Here is a 23,100-nt window from a genome sequence, read left to right on the forward strand (position 1 = left end):
GTGGCAAACGAGAATTTCGCACCGTTCTGTGCGGATCAGGAATTCCGAGGGCTGCTCGATGCGCCGCAAGATCCCATCCACCGCTGCATTGGCCGCCTTCGAGGCCGCCGCGCGCCACCAGAGTTTCACCAAGGCCGCCCACGAACTGGCGGTGACGCAGAGCGCCGTCTGCCGGCAGATTGCCACGCTGGAGGACTTCCTCGGCCTGCCATTGTTTCGCCGCGGCCAGCGCGGCGTGCTGTTGACGGATGCCGGCCAGCGCTATGCACGCAGTGTGGCGGCCCGGCTGGACGAGGTCGAGCGCGACACGCTCGACCTGATGTCCCAGGCCGGGCTGGGCGAAGCTGTGGGTTCACTGGAGCTGGCGGTGGTGCCCACGTTTGCCACTCAATGGCTGCTGCCGCGCCTGGCCGGCTTCCAGGTGCAGCACCCTGGCATCACCGTGCACTTCACGCCGCGCACCCGGCCCTTCATGTTCGAGGAAACCACGCTGGACGCTGCGATCCATGCCGGCGAGGCCTTCTGGCCCGGCACCGCGGGTGAACTGCTGATGCATGAGCACCTCATTGCCGTGGCCAGCCCGGCGCTGCTGAACGGCAGGGCGATGCACAGCGCAGCGGACGTCGCGAGCCTGCCGCTGCTGCAGGCCAGCACGCGGCCCTACGCGTGGCGGCTGTGGTTCGAATCGCTGGGCCTGAAGGTCGACCACGACATGGCTGGCGCGCGCATGGAGCTGTTCTCCATGCTCAGCGAAGCGGCGGCGCAAGGACTGGGCGCCGCGCTGGTGCCGCGCCTGCTGGTGGAGCGCGAACTGGCCAGCGGGCGGCTGGTGCAGTTGCTGCCGCACCAGCACGTGAGCGACCGCGCCTACCGGCTGTTGTGGCCGCAGCACAAGGCTGGCCTGCCGGCGCTGGCGGTGTTTGCCGCCTGGCTGGGCGAGGAGGCCGGGCGATACCGGGCCGAGACGGGTCAGGCCTAGCATGGCGTGAACGGCCACGGCTTTTCGTCCAGTGTCGTGAAGGCACTTTTGCCGCGTCAAGGAGCACCCATGGCCCAAGGTTTGCCTCGTCACGATGATGTTCGCCTGCTGTGTCGATGCCTGCTGCTTTGCAGTGTCGGCCTCTGGTGCAGCATGGCAGGCGCCCAGGCCACGCAGCGCTTGTGCGGGCCAGACAGCGAAGACAAGCCAGGGCCAGCCTGCCTGGTGGCCAGCCAGGAGATTGGTGCGTTGCCGGACCGGCCGATCTACTGGCGCATCTACACCTATGACGACCTGCAGGTCGCTCGCCGCGAGGCGCCGCGCGAAGGGGCTGTGGCGCAGGCGTTCGGGCAGACCTGGCTGTTCGTTGCAGGTGCAGATGCGCCGAGCTTGCCCAGCGCACGGCATGTGGCCGACGTCGGCCCGCTGCCGGTCGCTGCAGGTTCGAATTACCAGGCGGAATACCTGAAGTCCACCTTCAGCCCGGGCATGACTGCGCCCTTGCATGTGCACTCCGGGCCAGAGGCGTTTTACGCACTGAGTGGCGGCACCTGCCTGGAAACACCGGACGGCGTGCAGGTGAAGCGCGGCGCGGGTCACAGCCTGATGATCCGGCAGGGGCCGCCCATGCTGCTGATGGCCGTGGGCCACGAGGAGCGCCGCGGCTTTGCGTTGATCCTGCATGACGCCAGCCACCCGCCGACCACCTTGACGCAGGCCTGGACGCCCAAGGGCTTGTGCGTGGCCGAGAAGTAGCTTCCGCTGGCGTGTTGCTCGCGCACCGGCCACGTTTGCGTCCATCGGGCAATGGGCCTGTGCCTATCGCCGGCATTGAGAGGATTTCATCGGGCCGCTGTTTTCGCGTCCTAGACTTGCTGCTCAGTCATCTCACCCAGGAGGCAAGCCAGCATGACGACCGAATCCCAATGCCCGTTCTCGGGCAGCGCCGCCCAGAAAAACGCATCTCCCAAGGCCAGCGGCAACAAGGACTGGTGGCCCAACGCATTGGACCTCGCCGTCCTGCACCAGCACTCCACCCGCGCCAACCCGATGGGCGAGGAGTTCAAGTACGCCGAAGAATTCAAGACGCTGGACCTGGACGCCGTCGTCAAGGACCTGAACGCCTTGATGACCGATTCCCAGGACTGGTGGCCGGCCGACTACGGGCACTACGGCCCGCTGTTCATCCGCATGGCCTGGCACTCCGCCGGCACCTACCGCACGGCAGACGGCCGTGGCGGTGCAGGCGCCGGTGCGCAGCGCTTCGCGCCGCTCAACAGCTGGCCCGACAACGGCAACCTGGACAAGGCGCGCCGGCTGCTGTGGCCGATCAAGCAGAAGTACGGCCACAAGCTCTCTTGGGCCGACCTGATCATCCTGGCCGGCAATGTCGCGCTGGAATCCATGGGCTTCAAGACCTTCGGTTTTGCCGGTGGCCGGGCCGACGTGTGGGAGCCCGGCGCCGAGGTCGACTGGGGCAAGGAAGCCACCTGGCTGGCCACCAGCGACAAGGAAAACAGCCGCTACTCGGGCGACCGTGAACTGGCCAACCCGCTGGCCGCCGTGCAGATGGGCCTGATCTACGTGAACCCCGAAGGCCCGGATGGCAACCCCGACCCGCTGGCTTCGGCACGCGACATCCGCGAGACCTTTGCCCGCATGGCGATGGACGATGAAGAAACGGTGGCGCTGATCGCCGGCGGCCACACCTTCGGCAAGTGCCACGGCGCCGGGGATGCCAGCCAGGTCGGTGCCGAGCCCGAGGGCGCGACCATCGAGGAGCAAGGCCTGGGCTGGAAGAACAGCTTCGGCACCGGGCGTGGCGCCCACGCCATCACCAGCGGCCTGGAAGGCGCCTGGACGCCCACACCCACCACCTGGGACAACAGCTACTTCGAAACCCTGTTCGGCTTCGAATGGGAGCTCACCAAGAGCCCCGCTGGCGCGCACCAGTGGACGCCCAAGGGCGGCGCCGGTGCCGGCACCGTGCCGGACGCGCACGACCCGAGCAAGCGCCACGCGCCGATGATGCTGACCTCCGACCTGGCGCTGCGCCTGGATCCGGCCTACGAGAAGATCTCGCGCCGCTTCATGCAGGACCCGGCGCTGCTTGCCGACGCCTTCGCCCGTGCCTGGTTCAAGCTGACCCACCGCGACATGGGCCCGCGCCCGCGCTACCTGGGCAAGCTGGTGCCGCAGGAAGTGCTGATCTGGCAGGACCCGGTGCCCGATGTGAGCCATCCGCTGGTCAATGACCAGGACGTGGCCGCGCTGAAGGCCAAGGTGCTGGCTTCGGGCCTGAGCATTTCGCAACTGGTGACGACCGCCTGGGCCTCGGCCTCGACCTTCCGCATCGGCGACAAGCGCGGCGGCGCCAATGGCGCGCGCATCCGCCTCGCGCCGCAGAAGGAATGGGAAGTCAACCAGCCGGCCGAACTGTCCAAGGTGCTGGTGCAGCTCGAAGCCATTCGCCAGGACTTCAGCGCCGCGCAGTCCGGCGGCAAGCAGGTCTCGCTGGCCGACCTGATCGTGCTGGCGGGCGGCGCCGCTGTCGAAGCTGCTGCGAAGAAGGCGGGCGCAGACATCACGGTGCCGTTCACGCCAGGCCGCACCGATGCGTCACAGGACCAGACCGACGTGCATTCGTTCGCCGTGCTGGAACCCAAGGCCGACGGCTTCCGCAACTACCTGCGCAAGGGCCTGGAAGGCTCGGCCGCCGAGTTGCTGATCGACAAGGCCGAACTGCTGAGCCTCAGCGCGCCGGAGATGACCGTGCTGATCGGCGGCCTGCGCACGCTGGGCGCCAACTTCGGCCACACCGCGCACGGCGTCTTCACCAAGCGCCCCGAGACGCTGACGACCGACTTCTTCGTCAACCTGCTGGACATGCGCACCGCCTGGCAGCGGTCGGCTGCGGACCCGAACCTGCTCGAAGGCCGGGACCGCACGACGGGCGAGCTGAAGTGGACCGCCACCGTCGTCGACCTCGTCTTCGGCTCCAACGCCCAGCTGCGGGGCATCGCCGAAGCCTACGCGAGCAGCGACTCGACGCCCCGCTTCCTGCGCGACTTCGTCAAGGCATGGACCAAGGTGATGAACCTGGATCGGTATGACTTGCTGAGTTGAACGCGTCCACGGGAACGCGCGGGGCCATCCTCCGAAGGAGGGTGACCTTGCCGTTCTTTTAGGAGCGATCGCCGTTCTGGCGACCGGCGAGGGAAGCAATCACGCTCTGCGCGCGTGCCGCTGGAACCACTCGACCTGCGCCTGGGTATCGGGCATTGGCAGCCCGCGGGACCTGCTGAGCAGGTCAAAGACCTGCTCGGGTGGAACACCGAGGCGATTGATGAGACAGCCAGCGACCAGGCCCGTTCGACCAATTCCGGCACGGCAATGGATCGCCACGGACTTTCTCGCGAGAAGACTCGCGTGGAGCTCTTCTATGAAGCGCGAGAACTCTCGGGTGGAAGCCGGCGTTCCGCGATCAGGGATCGGAAAAGACCTGAACTCGATCTGCCGCGCCGCGCACAGTGCCTCCTGGTGCTTGAGGCCAAGTTCCCGGACTTCCGAAATCTCCAACAACGAAACCACCACGTCGACGCTGGCCACCCGCCATGCATCGACTTCCGCTTGAAGATCGTCGTCGCCTCGCGGGCGAGCCATCAGGCCGAGCCGATGTGGATCGATGCCGGCAACCCAATGGACAGGGGTTTCAAACACGCTTGAGGTCCGAATCTACTGATGACTTGAGGGGCTCTTGGGGGCTGCCGGTCTTGAGTGCCTTCTCTTCGAGAAGCTACGTCTTCAGAACTTCCTGGCATGCGTAGCAGGCGCACTCTCACGCGTGTTTGCTTGATCAGCGTTACGGATCTCCGTGCGTACTTCTGCGAGAAGGCGTCCGAGGACGTTCTTGCCCTTGCCGTCGCGCCCGATGCCCCAGTAGCGGTCGTAAGGCGAGTTCTCGATGAGGGGTCGAGACTTGGTTTCCAGCAAGAGCAAGCGCAAGGTCGGATCCTCGAATTTCTTCAGCAACGCGTGTTTCATGACCGCGTCCTTGATCTGATCCCAGTCATCCCGTATCGGGAAGGCGCGGCTCTGGCCGAGCGTCTTCGCCTGCTGAGGCGAATGCGCTTTCAGTATTCTTTCGCGGTGCCCAAGGTCGATGAACTTCTGTGCCTGGAAATAGTGTTCGACCGTTGGCCAACGGAGGCCGCCCTCTTCGAATCCGAATGGGGCGAAGTTGGAAAGTTGGTGGTACGCGTCGGTTTTCGCGAAGAAATGGATTGGCTTCGCCATTGCTCAGCGGTGTGCCGCCAGCAGCAACCCGCCCGCCCCGATGAACACGCCGCCGGTGGCACGGTTCAGCCGCCGGGCGGCCAGTGGGCTGCGTACCAGGCGGCGGATCTGGCGGCCGCCCAGGCCGTAGGCCAGCGACGAGACGTATTCGGCCAGCAGGTAGGTGGCGCCCAGCGTGGCGAACTGCATCGCGGCGGGTTTGGACGGGTCGATGAACTGCGGGAAGATCGCGGCGAACAACAGCATGGCCTTGGGGTTGCTGATGCCGAGCAGGAATTCCTGGCGCATCAGTTCGCGCCAGCGGCGGGGCGGGGCACTGTCGGCCGACTCGCCGGCATGCAGGCCACCCAGGTCCCGGCTGCGCCAGGCGTGCACGCCCAGCCAGAAGAGGTAGGCCGCGCCCAGCCACTTCAGCACGCTGAAGGCGGTTTCGGAAGCCAGCAGCATCGCACCCAGGCCGAGTGCCGAGACGGTGAGGAAGATGGCGAAAGCCGCCACGCGGCCCGTCGTGCCGACGATTGCGGCAACCACGCCTTCGCGCAGGCCGTGGTTCAGGGCGCAGAAGTTGTTCGGGCCCGGCGTGAGGGCAATGCCCACGGCGAGCGGGAAGAAGTAGAGGGCGTCCATGGGCTTCAGTCTATGGTGGCGCCGCTGGCCTTGACAACTGCCTGGTAGCGCGCGTGCTCCGCGGCGACGAAGCGGGCGAATTGCTCCGGCGTGGTGGCGAAGCTCTCGGCCATCAGTGTGCGCCAGCGCGCCTGGATCTCGGGCGTGGCCAGCGCTTCGGTGAAGGCCTTGTTCAGGCGGGCCGTCACGTCGGCCGGCAACTTTGCCGGGCCGAACAGGCCGACCCAGGTGCCGATGTCGAAGCGGGCCAGGCCGAGCTTGGCGCCGGCTTCGGCCACGGTGGGCAGCTCGGGCATCGCATTGCTGCGCCGGGCCGAGGTCACAGCCAGGGCCTTGAGCTTGCCGGCGCGGATGTTGGCCGAGGCGGTGGCGAGGTTGTCGAAGCTCAGGTCCACCTGGCCGGACAACAACGCCAACTGCGCCGGGTTGCCGCCCGCGTACGGAATGTGGACCATGAAAAGCCCCGCCTGGGTCTTCAGCATCTCGCCTGCGAGGTGGCCGGCGCTGCCGTTGCCGCCGGAAGCGTAGTTGAGCTGGCCAGGGTGGGCCTTGGCGTAGGCGACCAGGTCGGCCACCGAGGCGATCTTCAGCTGCGCGGCCCGCTCGGCGTTCATCACCAGCACATTGGGCATCTGCGCCACGCCGGTGATGGGCGTGAAGTCGCGCAGCGCGTCGTACGGCATCTTGCGGTAGAGCCAGGGGTTGATCGCATGCGTGGCGACCGCGCCAATGCCGATCGTCAAGCCGTCCGGTGCGGCCTTGGCCACTGTGTCCGCCCCCAGATTGCCGCCGGCGCCGGCCCGGTTGTCGATCACGATGGTGCCCAGCGTGGGCTGGACCTTGTCGGCCAGCGCGCGGGCCATCACATCCAGCGGGCCGCCTGGCGGGTAGGGCACGACCAGGCGGATGGGCTTGCCCTGGGCCGCGGCGAACGTTGGCACCGCAGCCAGCGCCGCGAGCAGGTGCCGGCGCGTGAAGCCCCGCATTTCAAGCGCCATGCTTGTCGGCTTCGGAAGTGAAGCTGTCGGCGAAGAACTCGTCGTCGGGCAGGCCGCATTTGGCCTCGAAGTCGCGCTGGGCGGACTCAACCATGATGGGGGCGCCGCAGGCGTAGACCTGGTGGCCGGAGAGGTCCGGCAGGTCGGCCATCACGGCATGGTGGACAAAGCCGGTGCGGCCAGTCCAGCTGTCTTCGGGCCTGGGCTCGGAGAGCACGGGCACATAGCGCAGATTCGGCAGGCGCGCGGCGGCGGCTTCGGCCCAGTCGTTCAGGTACAGGTCCGCCTTGCTGCGGGCGCCCCAGTACAGCACCGCTTCGCGGGCGCTGGCCAGTTCCTCCAGCCGTTCGATCAATGCCTTGATCGGCGCCAGGCCGGTGCCCGAGGCCAGCAGCACCATGGGCTTGGTGGATTCCTCGCGCAGGAAGAAGCTGCCGAACGGGCCTTCCATGCGCAGGATGTCCTTTTCCTTCATCGCGCCGAAGACCTGGTCTGTGAACTTGCCGCCGGGCATGTGGCGGATGTGCAGCTCGATGGACGGCGGCGTGCCGAGCTGGTGCGGCGCATTGGCCATCGAGTAGCTGCGGCGCGCGCCGTCGCGCAGGATGAACTCGATGTACTGGCCGGGGTGGTACTGGAAATTCTGGTTCGCCGGCAGCTGTACGCGGATCACCTTCACGTCTGGCGCGGGCTGCGCCATCGACAGCACGCGGCCTGGCATCTTGAGGATCGCGAACTGGCCGGCACCCGGCACGCTGCGGGCCTCGACCACGCAATCGGTCTGCGGCGTGGCGCAACAGGTGAGGATCAGGCCGGCGGCTTCCTCGGCTTCGGATAAGGCCTTCTGCTGGTGCGCGCCGTGGATGACTCGGCCTTCGAGCAGCCGGCTCTTGCAGGAGCCGCAGGCGCCATCCTTGCAGCCATACGGCAGGCCGATGCCCTCGCGGATGGCGGCGGTCAGGATGGGCTCGTCGCGTGCCACGTCGAAAGCGCGGCCGGAGGGCTGGAGGGCGATGGTGAAAGTCATGGGCAGGCGGTGGACCGGGGCTGGCTACACTTGGCGCCCCTCGGCCATGGCCGCGCTGCGGATGCTGCTTGCCGGGCGCCAGGGGCGATTTTGCCCCGAGACCTGCCAGGCCGTTGGCACGTCCCTTCCGGCCCTTCTCGATTGCGTGACATGAGCCAGCTTCCTCCCCGCTTGCTGCCTTCGGCGGCGCACCGCCGGCCGGTGCTGTTGATCGTCGGCTGTGGTGACGTGGGGCTGCGCGTGGTGCGCTTGCTGGCCGGGCGCTGGCGGGTGCTGGCGCTGAGTTCGTCGCCCGAACGCTGGCCGCTGCTGCGCGCGTCGGGCATCGTCCCGCTGGCCGGGAACCTGGACCAACCCGAAACCCTGGGCAGGCTCGCGGGGCTGGCGGAAGCGGTCCTGCACCTGGCGCCGCCACCCGGCAAAGGCGCTGCCGACGCACGTACTGCCGCGCTGGTGCGTGCGTTGGCCCGGTCCGGGCGGGTGCAGCGCGTGGTCTACGGCAGCACCACCGGCGTTTATGGCGACGCAGGTGGCGCCAGGTTCGACGAAACCCGGGCGGTGAATCCCGCGACCGACCGCGGCCGCCGCCGGGTCGACGCCGAGGCCAGGCTGCGCTGGGCCGGGCGTGCGCTGGGCTGGACCGTCTCGGTGCTGCGCATCCCGGGCATCTATGCCGCGGACCGAGAAGGCGGCCACCCGCGCGACCGGGTGCAACGCGGCACGCCGGTGCTGCGCGCCGAGGACGACGTCTACACCAACCACATCCATGCCGACGACCTCGCGCGGGCCTGCGTGGCCGCGCTGCTGCGCGGCGCGCCGCAACGGGTCTACCACGTCACCGACGACAGCGAGACCCGCATGGGCGAACACTTCGACACCGTGGCCGACCGCTACGGCCTGCCGCGCCCGCCGCGCCTCTCACGCGCCGAGGCCGCAGCGCAGCTCTCGCCCATGCAGATGAGCTTCCTCGGCGAGTCCCGAAGGCTGGACAACGGCCGAATGAAAAAAGAGCTGCGATTGCAGCTCCTTTATCCGGACGTGATCGCCGGCCTGGCGGCTGACACGTCACGCCCTTGACTGCCGCGTTGCCAGCGCTGCCGGCGCCGGGCCGCCTCAAGGCGGCAGCGCCAACCCGCTTGGCGGGTGGTTTCGCGTACCCGCGAAACCGGGTGCCCCAATCACCTGCGTTTGCGGGGCGGAAAGGGCGCCTGGCCGCGCCAAAAGCGAATGATCAGCCAGGCGCCGAGCGCACCGCCCAGTTGGGCAAAGGGGGCAATGCCGCCCAGGCTGCTCAGGCCCAGTGCCAGCATCACGGCACCGAAAGCCAGCACGTAGGTCCGCTGCTTCATCGGGATGGGGGGAATCAGCGGCATGATGGTGCGATTGGGGAACAGGATTGCCGACGCGGCAAGCATCGCGTAGATCACGGGACTCGAACCGATGAAAGGTGCACGCGCACCAGTTGCCAGAGACAGAAGCAGGTAGCAAACCGATGCTGCAATGACCGCAGCAAACAGGAATTGTGCGTAACGCTTTTGTCCCCACAGCCGCTCCAGTTCACCGCCGAACATCCACATGCCCAGCATGTTGAAAAGCAAGGCTGTGATGTCCTGCTGGACCAGCGCATAGGTGAACGGTTGCCACGGCATGAAGATGCCATTGCCCAGCGGCCACAGCGCCATCCACAGGTTCAAAGAGAAGCCGGTGAAGCTGCGGATCAGCAGATCGAGAAAATAGGCCGCTGTGCAGATCAGCATCAAGGCTTGTGTGATTGGTGGAATCGGGAGCATGGGCTGGGGCAATGGTCAGGTGTCGGACAGGCCTGCAGTTGCAGAGCAATGCCGCGGGAGTATCGCCCATGCGCGATCAGTCGCCCACGCCGCAGCGTGTCAGGTGTCACTGACGCGGGCGGCTTGGCAGGGTGCGGCGGCCCGGGCCAGGCTTCAGGCTTCGACCAGCCCTGAGCGGCTCATGGGCAAGCGGCGCACGCGCGGGCCGCCCAGGCGCGCCAGCGCGTTGGCAACGGCCGGCGCCAGCGGTGGCACGCCAGGCTCGCCCACGCCTGTGGGCTCGGCGGTGCTGGCCAGGATGTGCACTTCGACGCGCGGCATCTCGTAGATGCGCAAGGCCTTGTAGCGGTCGAAGTTGCGCTGTGCTACACGGCCCTGCTTCATTTCCACCTCGCTGTAGTACAGCGCGCCCAGCGCAAAGCCGATGCAGCCTTCCATCTGCGCGCGGATCACGTCCGGGTTGACCGCCACGCCGCAGTCCACCGCGCAGACGACGCGGTCCACCTTCAGCTTGCCGTTCTTCAGCGAGACATCGGCCACCTGGGCCACGTAGGAGCCGAAGGATTCGTGCACCGCCAGGCCTTGCGCGCTGCCCTTGGGCATGGTCTTGCCCCAGCCGGCCTTCTGCGCCGCCAGTTGCAGCACGCCGGCTGCGCGGCCGCCGGGTTCCAGCAAGGCCAGCCGGAAGGCGAGCGGGTCGCGCCCTGCGGCGGCGGCCAGTTCGTCCATCATGGTTTCCATGACGTAGGCGGTGTGGGTGTTGCCCACCGAGCGCCACCACAGCGGCCTCACGCTCAGCGTGGTGGTGTGCAGCGCGCCTTTCATCATCGGCAGCTTGTACGCGCTGGGCGCCACGCCTTCGACCGAGGTGGAGTCGATCCCGTCCTTGATCATCACCGCCATCGCGGTGCCGGCCATGATGGACTGGCCAACGATCTGGTGCTGCCAGTCTGCCACCCGGCCCTTGGCGTCCAGCCCGACCTGCACCTGGTGCACGTACATGGGCCGGTACAAGCCCGAGGCCATGTCGTCCTCGCGGGTGTATTGCAGCCGAACCGGGGCGCGTCCATTGATGGCCTTGGCCACGTTGACGGCAGCCACGGTGAAGTCGCTGTAGGCATTCGCGCGGCGGCCGAAGCTGCCGCCCGAGACGAGGGTGTGCAGCTTGACCTTCTCCATCGGCAGGCCCGCGGCCTTGGCGGCGAACATGTGGTCGAAGGTCGGGAACTGGTGGCCGGACCAGGTTTCCAGCATGCCGTCGTGCAGCCAGGCCACGCAGTTCATCGGCTCCATGGTCGCGTGGGCCAGGAACGGGAACTCGTAGGTGGCGCTGATGGTGTTCACCGCCGGGCCGGCCTGCGTCGCTGCATTGGCTTCGGGCTTGGCGAAGACGGTGCCCCCGGGCTGCGTGGCCTGCTGCTTGTACTGCGTCAGCAGCGCATCGGTGTCCAGTGCATTGCCGGCCGATTCGTCCCATTCCAGCTTCAGTGCGCGCCTGCCCTGCATCGCGGCCCAGGTGCGCGTGGCAACCACGGCCACGCCTTCGGGCACCTGCACCACGTCGATCACGCCGGCCACCTTCAGCGCCTCGGTGGCGTCGAAGGACTTCAGCGTGGCGCCGAACGAGGGAGGCCAGGCGATCACCGCGGTCAACAGGCCGGGCAGCTTCAGGTCGATGGTGTAGACCGCCGTGCCGTCGCACTTCGAAGGCGAGTCGACCCGCGGCGTGGCGTTCTCCTTGCCGATCATCGTGAACTGCGCGGGCGTCTTCAGCACCGGCTTGTCGGGCACCGGCATGCGACTGGCCGCTTCGGCCATCTCGCCGTAGGTGGCGTGTTTGCCAGAGGCGTGGCTCAGCACGTTTCGGCGGGTCCTGATTTCCGCGGGTGGCACGTTCCAGGCCTGGGCCGCTGCAGCAACCAGCATCTGCCGTGCAGCAGCCCCTGCGTTGCGCATCTGCAGGTAGGCGTTGGCAATCGCCGAGGAGCCGCCGGTGCCCTGCATGTCGCCAAAGGCCAGGTTGTTGTAGAGCTTGGGGTTGGACGGCGCGTATTCGGTGCGCACCAGGGTCCAGTCGGCGTCCAGTTCGTCAGCCACCAGCGAGGCCAGGCCGGTGGTGTTGCCCTGGCCCATCTCGTGGTGCTTGCAGACGATGGTGACCAGGTTGTCGGTGCCCACGCGCACGAAGGCATTCGGGGCCAGTGGGCCGGTGGCAACGCCTTCCGGGCTTGGCGCCGCGGCCTGTGCCAATGAGGGCGCGAGGCTGCCGATGCTGATCAGCAGTCCGCCACCCGCAGCACTCTTGAGCAGCGTGCGGCGGGTGAGCGGCGCAGCGCCGGCTGGCGCAGCTTCGGCTTCCGGGAACAGCAGCGACTGCAGCGACTCGCGCCGGGCCTGCATGGCAAGCATCATCGGGTGCATGGTGGGTCTCCCGTTCAGGCCGTGAGCTGGCGCGAGGCCGCGTGGATGGCGGCGCGGATGCGCTGGTAGGTCGCACATCGGCAGATGTTGCCGCTCATCGCGAGGTCGATGTCGCGGTCGGTCGGCTTCGGGTTCTTCTCCAGCAGTGCCGCGGCCGACATGATCTGGCCCGACTGGCAGTAGCCGCACTGCACCACGTCCAGCTCGACCCAGGCCTTCTGCACCGCCTTTGCGGCCTTGGACGACAGGCCTTCGATGGTGGTGATCTTGCGGTTGCTGATCCACGAGACCGGTGCGGTGCAGGAGCGCAGGGTTTCGCCATCGGCATGGACGGTGCAGGCGCCGCACTGGGCCACGCCGCAGCCGTACTTGGTGCCGGTCAGGCCGATGTCCTCGCGCAGCACCCAAAGCAGCGGCGTCTCGGGGTCGACATCGAGTGCGTGCACCCGGCCATTGACGTTGAGTTCAACCGACATCCAGACCTCCTGTGAGTTCAGTGAAATGCGTGATTGTTCAGCGTTGCCCCAAGCGCGCCGCCTGCGGAGTATGCTCGTGCGTCGAGAAAATGGGGAGAAGCGATGCCCGTCATCCGGACCTGTGTTTTCGCGCTTTGCGCCGCTGCAGCCGCCGCCAGTTGGGCTGCGGATCTGCGTACCCCGGAGAGTTTCGCTTCGACCAGCGACCCGGCCCAGCGTTCGCGCGAGCTCTTCCTCGAAGCTGGCAAGGTGCTCCAGCATCCACGCTGCCTGAACTGCCACCCCAACGGTGACCGGCCGACCCAGGGCATGGACCTGCATCCGCACCTGCCGCTGGTGGTGCGCGGCAAGGACGACAAGGGCGCTGTCGGCATGCGCTGCACGGCCTGCCACCAGGCAGCGAATGTGGAGCCGGGCGGTTTCCCGGGCAATCCGCTGTGGCACCTCGCGCCAGGCTCGATGGCCTGGCAGGGCAAGACCCTGGCGCAGATCTGCGTGCAGATCAAGGACAAGCGGCGCAACGGCGGCAAGTCGCTGCCGGCCATCCAGGAACACATGGCGAGCGATGGCCTGGTGGGCTGGGCCTGGGCGCCCGGCGGTACGCGCGAACCTGCGCCTGGCACGCAGGAACAGCTGGGCGCGTTGATCAAGGCCTGGATCGACACTGGCGCGTTCTGCCCGGCGTCTTGAAGCGCCAGCAGCTGCGGAAGTGAGAAGGGGAGAGAAGTATCCCGCGAGGGGATGGTGCCCGAGGTCGGACTCGAACCGACACGCCTTGCGGCGAGGGATTTTGAATCCCTTGCGTCTACCGATTTCGCCACCCGGGCAAGGTGTGTGATCAGCGCTGTGTGCCGGCCTTGAGAAGGCGGTGAGTCGCTGCACGTGGAGCGCGATTATGACATGACCAACGCACGGACTTGAGGCCGCCGCGATAATGAGCCGCAACTCCTGACAAGCCGTGCCCATGCCCAACTACAAGACCCTGGAAGACGCGATTGGCCACACCCCGCTGGTGCGACTGCAACGCCTGCCTGGCGCCGAGCTGGCCGCCCGTGGCAATGTGATCCTGGGCAAGCTGGAGGGCAACAACCCGGCCGGCTCGGTCAAGGACAGGCCGGCGATCAACATGATCCGCCGGGCCGAGCAGCGCGGCGAGATCAAGCCGGGCGACACGCTGATCGAGGCCACCTCGGGCAACACCGGCATTGCGCTGGCGATGGCCGCAGCGATCAAGGGCTACCGCATGCTGCTGATCATGCCGGAGGACCTGTCGATCGAACGTGCGCAGACCATGAAGGCCTTTGGCGCCGAGCTGATCCTGACGCCCAAGTCCGGTGGCATGGAATGGGCCCGCGACCTGGCCGAGCAGATGCAGAAGGACGGCAAGGGCCGGGTGCTGGACCAGTTCGCCAATGCCGACAACCCGGCGGTGCACTACGAGACCACCGGCCCCGAGATCTGGACCGACACGGACGGCGGCATCACCCATTTCGTCAGCGCGATGGGCACGACAGGCACCATCACCGGCGTGTCGCGCTACCTGAAGGAACAGAACCCGGCGGTGCGCATCGTCGGCGCCCAGCCTTCGGAAGGCTCGCGCATTCCCGGCATCCGCAAATGGCCGGAAGCCTACCTGCCGAAGATCTACGACCCGAGTGCGGTGGACGAGCTGGTCTACGTCAGCCAGGCCGATGCAGAAGACATGGCACGCCGGCTGGCGGCCGAGGAAGGCCTGTTCGCCGGCATCTCGGCGGCAGGCGCCTGCTGGGTGGCGCTGCAGCTGGCGCGCACGTTGGAGAACGCGACCATCGTGTTCGTGGTCTGCGACCGGGGCGACCGGTACCTGTCGACGGGAGTCTTTCCCGCATGAGCACCTTCAAGTTCTGTCCGCAATGCGCCACGCCGCTGGCAATGATCGAGCGCATGGAAGACAGCGGGCCGACCGAGCGCCTGCGCTGCCCGGCCTGCGACTTCACCCATTGGAACAACCCGACGCCCGTTTTGGCGGCGGTGGTCGAGTGCAGTGACCAGGGCGGCAAGGTCCTGCTGGCGCGCAATGCGGCCTGGACGCACAAGATGTTTGCGCTGATCACCGGCTTCATGGAGGCGGGCGAATCGCCGGAAGACGGCATAACGCGCGAAGTGCTGGAAGAAACCTCGCTCACCGCCACCTCGGTGAACCTGCTGGGCGTCTGGGATTTCCAGCGCATGAACCAGGTCATCATCGCCTACCATGTGGTAGCACATGGCGAGGTGCGGCTATCGCCCGAGCTGGCCGAATACCGGATGTTCGAACCGGTTGACGTGGTCTGCTGGCCTGCGGGCACCGGCTACGCGCTGGCCACCTGGCTGCGCAGCAAGGGCATTGAGCCGCGCTTCATCGAGCTACCGTCGGCGGCGCCCAGCGCCACCTGAATTTCATCCGCAGGAAAACGCTTCTCATGCAACCTGACAAGGAACTCGACACCAGCGGCCTGAGCTGCCCGCTGCCCATCCTGAAGACCAAGAAGGCGCTGGCCGACATGCTCAGCGGCCAGGTGCTGAAGGTGGTGGCGACCGACCCCGGCTCCAGCCGCGACTTCCAGGCCTTCGCCCGCCAGACCGGCCACGAGCTGGTCGGCCAGGAAACCGTCAACGATCACTTCGTGCACTGGCTGCGCCGGCGCTGAATTGGAACACCCCCTACCGGCTTCGCCGGCCCCCTCAAGGGGGCGCGCCTGCAGGACCGGCCGAGCCGGATCCTGGGGCGCCGCTGGGGTGGGTTCGGGCGCTGCGCCGCTGGTGCCGCTTGGCAATGCCGTGAACTGAAATGAAAACGCCCGCCGGGAGGCGGGCGCGTAGCGGGCACGGGACGAAGTTTTAGATGTCCAGCGCCTTCAGGTACTCGCGGAAGCCGGCGCCCAGTTGCGGGTGAGCCAGTGCGAGTTCGACGTTGGCTTCCAGGAAGCCTTCCTTGGAACCGCAGTCGTAGCGCTTGCCGTCGTAGCGGTAGGCAAACACCTTCTCGCGGCGCATCAGCGCGGCAATGCCGTCGGTCAACTGGATCTCGCCGCCCACGCCGCGCGGCTGGTTGGCAATCTCGCGGAACACGCCAGGCGTGAGGATGTAGCGGCCGGCCACACCCAGGTTGGAAGGCGCTTCTTCCGGCGATGGCTTTTCCACCATGTGGGTCAGGTCCATCATGCGGTCGTTGACCGGCGTGCCTGCGACGATGCCGTAGCGCCTGGTGTGCTCCGGCTTCACTTCCTGCACCGCCAGGATGGAGGCTTGCCACTCGGTGAACTGGTCGACCATCTGCTTGAGGATGGGTGGCTTGCCGACCATCAGGTCATCGGCCAGCAGCACCGCAAACGGCTCGTTGACGACCACGCACTGCGCACACAACACCGCGTGGCCCAGGCCCAGGGCCTTGGGTTGGCGGATGTAGATGCACTCCATGTCGTCCGGCTTGATGCTGTGCACCATCGCCAGCAGCTCTTTCTTGCCCGACGCTTCCAGCTCCGACTCCAGTTCGTAAGCGGTGTCGAAGTGGTCCGGGATGGCGCGCTTGTTGCGGCCGTTGACAAAAATCATCTGGCGGATGCCGGCGGCATAGGCCTCTTCCACCGCGTACTGGATCAGCGGTTTGTCGACCACCGGCAGCATTTCCTTGGGCTGCGCCTTGGTGGCGGGAAGAAAGCGGGTGCCCAGGCCGGCGACCGGGAAAATGGCCTTGTTGATCTTCATGGAACTCCCTATTGATTAATGCGACAACGATGACACAAAAAAGTGCAGCGATGGTGACAAGGCAACACTGAAGCTTCTGCGCTCAGCGATTTTGATCCATCACTTTGCTTGCCTAAGCAGCCTCCGTGCCTCGCTGCATTCCAGGGCTTGAAGACAATCTTTCAGGCCGGTGGCAGCTTGCCCAGTTGGCCGCGCAGGCTGTCCAGCGAGCGGCCGAAACCTTCCAGCCGTTCGCGCATCTGGGCCACCACGGCTTCCGGCGCACGGGAGACGAAGCTCTCGTTGCCAAGCTTGATTTCGGCCTTCTCGACTTCGCCTTCGATGCGCTTGATCTCCTTGCTCAGGCGTTCACGCTCGGCTGCCACGTCGATCTCGACCTTCAGCGCCAGCCGGGCCGCGCCCAGCACCAGCACCGGCGCCATCTCGGTCGCCGCGGCAAACGCAGCCTCGTCGGCCATGACCTGCACTTCGCTGAGCTTGGCCAGTGCCTTCAACACCTGAGCGGCTTCCGCGATGAACGCGTCGTCGCCAATCGTCACCAGCGGCACCCGGTCGCTGGGCGACAGGTTCATCTCGCTGCGCAGCGTGCGACAGGCGCTGACAAATTCTTTCAGTTTGACCACCCAGGCGTCGGCAGCCGGGTCAATGCGTTCCAGCTGCGCGACCGGGTAGGGTGCGGTGACGATGCTGCGGCCATCGTCCGCCGCCTTGCGGCCGGCCACCACGGCAACCGTGTCCCACAGCTCGGCGGTGATGAAAGGCGTGACCGGGTGCAGCAGGCGCAGCACGGTTTCCAGCACACGGACCAGCGTGCGGCGGGTGGCGCGCTGCTGGGCTTCGCTGCCCGTCTGGATCTGCACCTTGGCAATCTCCAGGTACCAGTCGCAATACGAGTCCCACACGAACTGGTAGATCGCGTTGGCCACGTTGTCCAGCCGGTATTCATCGAAGCCCTGGGCGACCGCCGCCTCCACGCGCTGCAGCTCGCTGGTGATCCAGCGGTCGGCCTGGCTGAAGGCCAAGTAGCCATGCGCCGGGCCGCCAGGCGCGCACTCGGCCTTGGTGTGCTCCTTCAGGCCGTTGTCCTGGCCCTCGCAGTTCATCAGCACGAACTTGGTCGCGTTCCACAGCTTGTTGCAAAAATTGCGGTAACCCTCGCAACGCTTGCTGTCGAAATTGACACTGCGGCCCAGCGTGGCCATGGCCGCGAAGGTGAAGCGAAGCGCGTCGGCGCCGTAGCCAGGGATGCCTTCCGGGAATTCCTTTTCGGTGGCCTTGCGCACCTTGGGCGCGGTCTCGGGCTTGCGCAGGCCGGTGGTGCGCTTGTCCAGCAGTGGCGCCAGTTCGATCCCGTCGATCAGGTCCACAGGGTCCAGCACATTGCCTTCGGACTTGGACATCTTCTTGCCCTGCGCGTCCAGCACCAGGCCGTGGATGTACACATGCCTGAACGGCACCTTGCCGGTGAAGTGCTTGGTCATCATGATCATCCGGGCGACCCAGAAGAAGATGATGTCGTAGCCTGTCACCAGCACGCTGCTCGGCAGGAACAGGTCCTGCTCGATGGTCTGCTCTGGCCAGCCCAGCGTGGAGAAGGGCACCATGGCTGATGAATACCAGGTGTCCAGCACGTCCTCGTCGCGGCGCAGCGGGCCGGTGTAGCCGGCAGCCGTGGCCTTGGCGCGTGCGTCTTCCTCGCTGCGGGCGACGAACAATTCACCGTTGTCGCCGTACCAGGCCGGGATCTGGTGGCCCCACCACAGCTGGCGCGAGATGCACCAGTCCTGGATGTTCTTCATCCACTGGTTGTAGGTGTTGACCCAGTTCTCGGGCACGAACTTCACGTCGCCCGATTCGACGGCTTCGATCGCCTCGTCCGCGATGCTCTTGCCGTTGTGGCCGGCCTTGCTCATCGCGATGAACCACTGGTCCGTCAGCATCGGCTCGATGACCGCGCCGGTGCGTGCGCAACGCGGCACCATCAGCTTGTGCTTCTTGACCTCGACCAGCAGGCCCTCGGCCTCCAGCTGCGCGACGATCTTCTTGCGGGCAACGAAGCGGTCCAGGCCGCGGTAGTCCTCCGGGGCTTCGTCGTTGACCTTCGCGTCCAGCGTGAAGATGGTCAGCATCGGCAGGCCATGGCGCAGGCCGACTTGGTAGTCGTTCTGGTCATGGGCAGGCGTGACCTTGACCACGCCGGTGCCGAAGGCCTTGTCCACGTAGTCGTCGGCAATCACCGGCACCAGGCGGCCGGTGATGGGCAGGCGCACCTGCTTGCCAATAAGGTGGCTGTAGCGCTCGTCTTCCGGGTGCACCATCACCGCGGTGTCGCCCAGCATGGTCTCGGGCCGGGTGGTGGCCACGACCAGCGATTCATCGCTGCCTTCGATGGGGTAGCGGATGTGCCACAGCGAGCCGTCTTCCTCTTCGCTTTCCACTTCCAGGTCCGACACCGCGGACTTCAGGATCGGGTCCCAGCTGACCAGGCGCTTGCCGCGGTAGATCAGGCCCTCCTCGTGCAGCTTCACGAAGGTGTCGGTCACGACCCTGGACAGCTTGTCGTCCATCGTGAAGTACTCGTGCTGCCAGCTCACCGAGTCGCCCATGCGGCGCATCTGGTTGGTGATGGTGGAGCCGCTTTTCTCCTTCCATTCCCAGACCTTGGCGACGAAATTCTTTCGGCCCAGGTCATGGCGGCTCGCGCCTTGCTCCTGCAACTGGCGCTCGACGACGATCTGCGTGGCGATGCCGGCGTGGTCGGTGCCGGGCACCCACAGCGTGTTGAAGCCGCGCATGCGGTGCACGCGGGTCAGCGAGTCCATGATGGTCTGGTTGAACGCGTGGCCCATGTGCAGCGTGCCGGTCACGTTAGGCGGCGGCAGCTGGATGCAGAAGGACGGCTTGGCCGGGTCCAGGCTGGGCTCGTAGACGCCAGATTGCTCCCACAGCGGCGCCCAGCGGGCTTCGATGGCAGTGGGTTCGAAGGATTTGGCGAGTTCGGTCATGGGCGGAAGCGAGGTGCGTGCAACAAGCGGACACAAGCTTTGTGTCAACGCTCTGCAAAGAAGCGGAGTTAAACGGAATTGTAGGGTGGCCGGCTGGCGGCCTACCCGGTAAGGGCGAGAGCTTGCTCGCGCCCGGGAGTGGGACATGGCACAAGTTTGGGCGGGGGTGCGTGCACCCTGGCGCGCAGGGCAATCCTTGCCAACGCATCAAGAACAACCAGAGGGCGCCAGCGGCGCAACTCGCACCGGCGCCTCCCGCTCGCGCTGGCGACCTTGGGCAGGCGCTGCGATGGCCTCGGTCGCGGTGCTGCTGGCAGGCTGCGGCGGTGGCGGGGACGACCTGCCGCCGGGGGCGACCTGCTCGCTGTCGGACCAGAAATACTGGGTTGGCAGCTACATGGACGATTGGTACTTCTGGTACGCCACCAATCCGAACCCCGACCCCGCGGCCTACTCGTCCGAGTACGACTATTTCTACGCGCTGCTGTCCACCGGCGACGCGACCTTCCCGGCCGACCGCTGGAGCTACGTCACCAGCACGGAAGACTACAACCGCTTCTTTGGCGACGGCGCCACCATGGGTTACGGCATTGGCGTCAACGGTCTGGAAGTCACCGGCCAGCCGACGCTGCCGCTGCTGGTGCGCTACGTCGAACCCGGCTCACCCGCGGCCGTGGCCGGCCTGCAGCGTGGTGACCAGATCACCACCGTCAACGGCCAGCCGGCCTCGACGCTGATCTCGGCCAACAACTACGACGCGCTGAGCCCCACGGCCACCAACACCGCCGTGACGCTGGGCCTGCACACGACGGCAGGCGACACCACGTTGACGCTGTATTCCGCCGTCTACAACCTGCAGCCGGTGCAGGGCACGTCCATCGTCACCACACCGGGTGGCCGCAAGATGGGCTACATGATGGTCAAGGACATGATCACCCAGGCCAACTCGCCGATGGACACCGCCTTTGGCCAGTTCCGCAGCGCGGGCGTGCAGGACGTGGTGATCGACCTGCGCTACAACGGCGGCGGCCTGGTTTCAGTGGCGGCCAACCTGGCCTCCTACCCCGCGGGTGCGGCGGCCCAGACCACCAGTGGCCAGACCTTTGCCAATCTGTACTTCAACGACAAGCGCGCCGCCAGCAACAACCAGAGCTTCAAGTTCACCAACTGGGCCAATGCGCTGGGCCTGTCGCGGGTCTATGTGCTGACCGGCCCGCGCACCTGCTCGGCCTCCGAGCAGGTCGTCAACGGCCTGAAGCCATTCGTTGACGTGGTCACCATTGGCGATGCCACCTGCGGCAAGCCGGTCGGTTTCACCGCGCAGGACGATGGCTGCGGCAACGTCTGGAGCCCGGTGACCTTCGAGAGCACCAACTCGCTGAACCAGGGCCGCTACTTCAACGGCCTGGCCGCCACCTGTCCGGTGGCCGAAGACTTCAGCCAACCGATTGGCTCGTCGACCGACCCGCTGGTCGTTGCCGCCAGCCAGTATGCCGACGGCGGCGGCTGCCCGGCCGCCAGCGCCAGCCCGTCGCCATCCAACGCCCGCCGCGGTTTGCTGAGCCAGCGTCCGCTGAACAGCAAGCCGCTGTGGCACGAGCCAGGCGAGCGGGGTGGCATGTACGCGAAGTGAGCGATCTCACGCGTCATCCGCTCGCGGCTGGCGCCTGGTTCAATTTCAGGCGGACGAGCTGGCCCGACTTTCCAGCTCGTCCAGCCGGCAGCTCAGCGCATCCATCGAGCGCTGCTGGGCCACGAACAGTCGCGTCACCACATCGAGCAGTTCGTTGACCGTCAGACCGGAGAAGAGCTGTCTGGCTTCCTCGGCAGGCGGACTGAACAGGCTGTCGGTGTGGCAAAAGCTGCGGGCCACTTGCTGGTTGCTTTCAGCGTACCTTGCGTCGATTTCGGCGGCCTGCTCGGCGCTCAGCAGAAAACGCTTGTCGCTGCCTTTCGCGAGCTCATCGCGAAAAGCTTCGGTGAATTTCAGCTTGTGCGCAGCCGCGGTCGGTTGTCGGTTGAATGACAGCATGGCTTCGAGCGCCGTTGCGCTGAGGCTGCTTTGCTGGTCTTCGGGGCGTTTGAGATCGTCCATGTCCTTCAGGCCCACCAAGTCGCAGAAGTCATCGACGATGTTGCCGCGCAGCAGCTTGCCCCGTTCCCAGGGACGCACGATCACCCGGTCCGCGCCAAACGCTTCGGCCCACACTGCCAGCATTTGCTGATAGTCCATCACGCCCAGTCGTTCCTGCCGCGCGATGAAGTCCTCGAAGGACAGGCGCGAGGTCTGGCTGACGTCGGTCTTGACGATCTGGTTGAACCAGGATTCCACCCAGTCACTCTGGCGCCGCAGGTAGCAAACGATGTGCACGTCGCAGTGCGCCAGCTGTTTGGCCATCCACTGCACGGCAGTGCGCCGGCGTTGCGGTCGGTCTTCGAACAAGTGCCAGAAGACTTCTTCGCTGATGACGTTGATCGGCGCGTCGCGCTGCACGATCTGTTCGGCGAGCCGGGTCCAGACGAACTCCGCGCCGCCTGAGCCCTTGGCAGCCTGATCCACGCTGTCAAACAGGAAGCGCTGCTTGAGGATGTGCCGGTCGCCGGGAGGTGATGCAGGGTAGAAAAGCCCTCGCCACTGCAGTGCGTCGCGGTTGGCGTGCATGAACGCCTGCAAGGAAGTCGAGCCAGTTTTCGTCTGGCCGATGTGAAAAAAGAGTTTTGGCTTGGAAGCGGCGTCCATGGCATGCGGTGGCAAGCAAGAGGTGCAGGATCCCGTGACACGGGCATTCCGGGCAGTCTCTGCGGAGTTGGCATGCTGCCGGTGCAATGCGACAGGCGTGTTGCAGCCTCACGGCATGCCACCTTGCCGGGCGCAGCAGTTGCTCGCTCTTGGCTGTCCGGTAGCGGCTGAGCTTGATGACGAGGGGAGCGAAGTCGACCGCCTGGTGGACTGCAAGCCCAAGGTGACACCACACAGAGCTTGCGGAATGCGATTTTCCGTATAATTCGTATTTTCCGAAATTCATCGCACAGACATGCTCAAAGTCACCTCGTCAGAGTTCCAGCGGAACATTGCGCGTTACCAGGACGTGGCACTGACCCAGGGCGTGGCGGTCACGCATCACGGGCGTGAGCGCACGGTGTTGATCTCGGCGGAGGAGTACCACCGCCTGAAGCGCCGGGATCGCCAGGTCATGGCCCTTGACGATTTCACTGCCGCTGACCTGGCGGCGCTTGAAGCGGTGCGCGCGCCGGAGGCAGCCAAGGGCTTCGACGGTGAGTTGGGCGCTTGACGCATGGCCTTTCCCGCCCCGGTCCCCGGCCTCGTCATCCGCTACAGCTACCTCTGGTCGACCGAACATGCGCGCGGTCAGGAAGAAGGCGTCAAAGACCGCCCCTGCGCGGTCATCCTGGTGACGACGGGCGAGGAAGGCAACAAGGTGGTGACGGTGTTGCCGATCACCCATGCATCGCCGACCGACCTTGCCCTTGCCATCGAGATCCCGCCCGATACCAAACGGCGTCTTGGGCTGGACGGCGAGCGTTCCTGGGTCGTGCTGACCGAGGCCAATCGGTTCATCTGGCCGGGTCCGGACTTACGGCCGACCACGCCAGGCAACCCCGACAGCTTGGCTCATGGGCTGTTGCCACATGGGCTGTTTGAAGCGATCCGGCTGCGCTTCATCGACCTGATCAAAGCACGGCAGGCTCGCTCGATTCCCAGGACGGAATAAGACGGGGCTGGCGGTCGCCCG

22 protein-coding genes and 1 tRNA gene are annotated in these 23,100 nt (G+C 66.3%); 11 read left to right on the top strand and 12 right to left on the bottom strand.

Going from position 1 to position 23,100, the window contains the following annotated elements; translation table 11 throughout:
• Positions 1-58 precede the first annotated feature (58 nt).
• The 3 genes from LRH25_RS21950 to katG all read left to right on the top strand — a co-directional run bounded on the left by LRH25_RS21950 (position 59) and on the right by katG (position 4,105).
• Entirely contained in the window at positions 59-979 is a 921-nt protein-coding gene (locus LRH25_RS21950) for a LysR family transcriptional regulator (RefSeq protein ID WP_141286429.1), read from the top strand.
• Positions 980-1,132: 153 nt separating this feature from the next.
• Positions 1,133-1,735: a cupin domain-containing protein gene (locus LRH25_RS21955; RefSeq protein ID WP_231012213.1), complete on the top strand. Its 603-nt coding sequence runs from the start codon at positions 1,133-1,135 to the stop codon at positions 1,733-1,735.
• 153 nt (positions 1,736-1,888) lie between these two features.
• A complete protein-coding gene (gene katG, locus LRH25_RS21960) occupies positions 1,889-4,105 on the top strand; it encodes a catalase/peroxidase HPI (RefSeq protein ID WP_141286425.1) in 2,217 nt (738 codons plus the stop codon).
• Between the two features lie 99 nt (positions 4,106-4,204).
• On the opposite strand, the gene LRH25_RS21965 is transcribed toward katG, so the two are convergent.
• From LRH25_RS21965 to LRH25_RS21985, 5 genes are all read right to left on the bottom strand, one after another.
• A complete protein-coding gene (locus LRH25_RS21965; protein ID WP_141286423.1) occupies positions 4,205-4,699 on the bottom strand; it encodes a phosphatase domain-containing putative toxin in 495 nt (164 codons plus the stop codon).
• Between the two features lie 84 nt (positions 4,700-4,783).
• Positions 4,784-5,275, bottom strand: a complete 492-nt coding sequence (gene ybiA, locus LRH25_RS21970) for a riboflavin biosynthesis intermediates N-glycosidase (protein ID WP_141286421.1) — start codon at positions 5,273-5,275, stop codon at positions 4,784-4,786.
• Between the two features lie 3 nt (positions 5,276-5,278).
• Positions 5,279-5,902: a LysE family translocator gene (locus tag LRH25_RS21975; RefSeq protein ID WP_141286419.1), complete on the bottom strand. Its 624-nt coding sequence runs from the start codon at positions 5,900-5,902 to the stop codon at positions 5,279-5,281.
• A gap of 5 nt (positions 5,903-5,907) precedes the next feature.
• A complete protein-coding gene (locus LRH25_RS21980) occupies positions 5,908-6,900 on the bottom strand; it encodes a Bug family tripartite tricarboxylate transporter substrate binding protein (RefSeq protein WP_231012214.1) in 993 nt (330 codons plus the stop codon).
• Complete coding sequence (locus LRH25_RS21985; RefSeq protein ID WP_141286417.1) at positions 6,890-7,927, bottom strand: CDP-6-deoxy-delta-3,4-glucoseen reductase; 1,038 nt, start codon at positions 7,925-7,927, stop codon at positions 6,890-6,892. Before LRH25_RS21985 ends, LRH25_RS21980 begins: the two co-directional genes overlap by 11 nt.
• 150 nt (positions 7,928-8,077) lie before the next feature.
• Between LRH25_RS21985 and LRH25_RS21990 the strand changes: the two genes are divergently transcribed.
• Entirely contained in the window at positions 8,078-9,004 is a 927-nt protein-coding gene (locus LRH25_RS21990; RefSeq protein ID WP_231012216.1) for an SDR family oxidoreductase, read from the top strand.
• Between the two features lie 101 nt (positions 9,005-9,105).
• On the opposite strand, the gene LRH25_RS21995 is transcribed toward LRH25_RS21990, so the two are convergent.
• The 3 genes from LRH25_RS21995 to LRH25_RS22005 form a co-directional block, all read right to left on the bottom strand.
• A complete protein-coding gene (locus LRH25_RS21995) occupies positions 9,106-9,717 on the bottom strand; it encodes a rhomboid family intramembrane serine protease (RefSeq protein ID WP_141292065.1) in 612 nt (203 codons plus the stop codon).
• A gap of 153 nt (positions 9,718-9,870) precedes the next feature.
• Complete coding sequence (locus LRH25_RS22000; RefSeq protein ID WP_231012217.1) at positions 9,871-12,138, bottom strand: xanthine dehydrogenase family protein molybdopterin-binding subunit; 2,268 nt, start codon at positions 12,136-12,138, stop codon at positions 9,871-9,873.
• A 14-nt stretch (positions 12,139-12,152) separates the two neighbouring features.
• Entirely contained in the window at positions 12,153-12,614 is a 462-nt protein-coding gene (locus LRH25_RS22005; protein WP_141286773.1) for a (2Fe-2S)-binding protein, read from the bottom strand.
• Between the two features lie 102 nt (positions 12,615-12,716).
• On the opposite strand from LRH25_RS22005, the gene LRH25_RS22010 reads away from it, so the two are divergent.
• Positions 12,717-13,304, top strand: coding sequence for an Isoquinoline 1-oxidoreductase subunit (locus LRH25_RS22010; protein WP_141286772.1), 588 nt, complete (start codon positions 12,717-12,719; stop codon positions 13,302-13,304).
• A 52-nt stretch (positions 13,305-13,356) separates the two neighbouring features.
• On the opposite strand, the gene LRH25_RS22015 is transcribed toward LRH25_RS22010, so the two are convergent.
• A tRNA-Leu gene (locus LRH25_RS22015) sits at positions 13,357-13,441 on the bottom strand.
• A gap of 137 nt (positions 13,442-13,578) precedes the next feature.
• Between LRH25_RS22015 and cysM the strand changes: the two genes are divergently transcribed.
• The 3 genes from cysM to LRH25_RS22030 are packed head-to-tail and all read left to right on the top strand — an operon-like array spanning position 13,579 to position 15,283.
• Positions 13,579-14,484 (top strand): cysteine synthase CysM, encoded by a 906-nt coding sequence (gene cysM, locus LRH25_RS22020; protein ID WP_141286771.1) that lies wholly within the window; start codon positions 13,579-13,581, stop codon positions 14,482-14,484.
• Positions 14,481-15,029 (top strand): NUDIX hydrolase, encoded by a 549-nt coding sequence (locus tag LRH25_RS22025; protein WP_141286770.1) that lies wholly within the window; start codon positions 14,481-14,483, stop codon positions 15,027-15,029. The genes cysM and LRH25_RS22025 overlap by 4 nt, the downstream gene beginning before the upstream one ends.
• 26 nt (positions 15,030-15,055) lie before the next feature.
• Complete coding sequence (locus tag LRH25_RS22030) at positions 15,056-15,283, top strand: sulfurtransferase TusA family protein (RefSeq protein ID WP_141286769.1); 228 nt, start codon at positions 15,056-15,058, stop codon at positions 15,281-15,283.
• Positions 15,284-15,473: 190 nt separating this feature from the next.
• Here LRH25_RS22030 and galU read toward each other — a convergent pair whose 3' ends face one another.
• Positions 15,474-16,340: a UTP--glucose-1-phosphate uridylyltransferase GalU gene (galU, locus tag LRH25_RS22035; protein ID WP_141286768.1), complete on the bottom strand. Its 867-nt coding sequence runs from the start codon at positions 16,338-16,340 to the stop codon at positions 15,474-15,476.
• Positions 16,341-16,501: 161 nt separating this feature from the next.
• The gene (locus tag LRH25_RS22040) at positions 16,502-19,345 is read right to left on the bottom strand and encodes a valine--tRNA ligase (protein WP_141286767.1); all 2,844 of its coding nucleotides are present in this window, start codon (positions 19,343-19,345) and stop codon (positions 16,502-16,504) included.
• A gap of 289 nt (positions 19,346-19,634) precedes the next feature.
• On the opposite strand from LRH25_RS22040, the gene LRH25_RS22045 reads away from it, so the two are divergent.
• Complete coding sequence (locus LRH25_RS22045; protein ID WP_231012218.1) at positions 19,635-20,978, top strand: S41 family peptidase; 1,344 nt, start codon at positions 19,635-19,637, stop codon at positions 20,976-20,978.
• A 45-nt stretch (positions 20,979-21,023) separates the two neighbouring features.
• On the opposite strand, the gene LRH25_RS22050 is transcribed toward LRH25_RS22045, so the two are convergent.
• Positions 21,024-22,085 carry a hypothetical protein gene (locus LRH25_RS22050; RefSeq protein ID WP_231012219.1) on the bottom strand — a complete coding sequence of 354 codons (1,062 nt, stop codon included), beginning with the start codon at positions 22,083-22,085 and terminating at the stop codon, positions 21,024-21,026.
• 295 nt (positions 22,086-22,380) lie between these two features.
• Between LRH25_RS22050 and LRH25_RS22055 the strand changes: the two genes are divergently transcribed.
• Both LRH25_RS22055 and LRH25_RS22060 read left to right on the top strand, forming a co-directional pair.
• Positions 22,381-22,638 (top strand): type II toxin-antitoxin system Phd/YefM family antitoxin, encoded by a 258-nt coding sequence (locus LRH25_RS22055; protein ID WP_141286764.1) that lies wholly within the window; start codon positions 22,381-22,383, stop codon positions 22,636-22,638.
• Positions 22,639-22,641: 3 nt separating this feature from the next.
• Entirely contained in the window at positions 22,642-23,079 is a 438-nt protein-coding gene (locus LRH25_RS22060; RefSeq protein WP_141286763.1) for a type II toxin-antitoxin system PemK/MazF family toxin, read from the top strand.
• The last annotated feature ends 21 nt before the right edge of the window (positions 23,080-23,100 follow it).

The sequence above is a fragment of the Ideonella azotifigens genome, from assembly GCF_021043325.1.
Classification (GTDB): domain Bacteria; phylum Pseudomonadota; class Gammaproteobacteria; order Burkholderiales; family Burkholderiaceae_C; genus Ideonella; species Ideonella azotifigens.

Bases quoted from the DNA above. Each gene is read 5' to 3' on its own strand.
- LRH25_RS22000 (WP_231012217.1), bottom strand. From the start codon at position 12,138: ATGCACCCGATGATGCTTGCCATGCAGGCCCGGCGCGAGTCGCTGCAG.
- LRH25_RS21955 (WP_231012213.1), top strand. From the start codon at position 1,133: ATGGCAGGCGCCCAGGCCACGCAGCGCTTGTGCGGGCCAGACAGCGAA.
- LRH25_RS22030 (WP_141286769.1), top strand. From the start codon at position 15,056: ATGCAACCTGACAAGGAACTCGACACCAGCGGCCTGAGCTGCCCGCTG.
- galU (WP_141286768.1), bottom strand. From the start codon at position 16,340: ATGAAGATCAACAAGGCCATTTTCCCGGTCGCCGGCCTGGGCACCCGC.
- LRH25_RS21975 (WP_141286419.1), bottom strand. From the start codon at position 5,902: ATGGACGCCCTCTACTTCTTCCCGCTCGCCGTGGGCATTGCCCTCACG.
- LRH25_RS22055 (WP_141286764.1), top strand. From the start codon at position 22,381: ATGCTCAAAGTCACCTCGTCAGAGTTCCAGCGGAACATTGCGCGTTAC.
- ybiA (WP_141286421.1), bottom strand. From the start codon at position 5,275: ATGGCGAAGCCAATCCATTTCTTCGCGAAAACCGACGCGTACCACCAA.
- LRH25_RS22050 (WP_231012219.1), bottom strand. From the start codon at position 22,085: ATGGACGCCGCTTCCAAGCCAAAACTCTTTTTTCACATCGGCCAGACG.
- LRH25_RS22060 (WP_141286763.1), top strand. From the start codon at position 22,642: ATGGCCTTTCCCGCCCCGGTCCCCGGCCTCGTCATCCGCTACAGCTAC.
- LRH25_RS21990 (WP_231012216.1), top strand. From the start codon at position 8,078: ATGAGCCAGCTTCCTCCCCGCTTGCTGCCTTCGGCGGCGCACCGCCGG.
- LRH25_RS22005 (WP_141286773.1), bottom strand. From the start codon at position 12,614: ATGTCGGTTGAACTCAACGTCAATGGCCGGGTGCACGCACTCGATGTC.
- LRH25_RS22045 (WP_231012218.1), top strand. From the start codon at position 19,635: ATGGCCTCGGTCGCGGTGCTGCTGGCAGGCTGCGGCGGTGGCGGGGAC.
- LRH25_RS22010 (WP_141286772.1), top strand. From the start codon at position 12,717: ATGCCCGTCATCCGGACCTGTGTTTTCGCGCTTTGCGCCGCTGCAGCC.
- LRH25_RS22040 (WP_141286767.1), bottom strand. From the start codon at position 19,345: ATGACCGAACTCGCCAAATCCTTCGAACCCACTGCCATCGAAGCCCGC.
- LRH25_RS21980 (WP_231012214.1), bottom strand. From the start codon at position 6,900: ATGGCGCTTGAAATGCGGGGCTTCACGCGCCGGCACCTGCTCGCGGCG.
- katG (WP_141286425.1), top strand. From the start codon at position 1,889: ATGACGACCGAATCCCAATGCCCGTTCTCGGGCAGCGCCGCCCAGAAA.
- LRH25_RS22025 (WP_141286770.1), top strand. From the start codon at position 14,481: ATGAGCACCTTCAAGTTCTGTCCGCAATGCGCCACGCCGCTGGCAATG.
- LRH25_RS21995 (WP_141292065.1), bottom strand. From the start codon at position 9,717: ATGCTCCCGATTCCACCAATCACACAAGCCTTGATGCTGATCTGCACA.
- LRH25_RS21950 (WP_141286429.1), top strand. From the start codon at position 59: ATGCGCCGCAAGATCCCATCCACCGCTGCATTGGCCGCCTTCGAGGCC.
- LRH25_RS21985 (WP_141286417.1), bottom strand. From the start codon at position 7,927: ATGACTTTCACCATCGCCCTCCAGCCCTCCGGCCGCGCTTTCGACGTG.
- cysM (WP_141286771.1), top strand. From the start codon at position 13,579: ATGCCCAACTACAAGACCCTGGAAGACGCGATTGGCCACACCCCGCTG.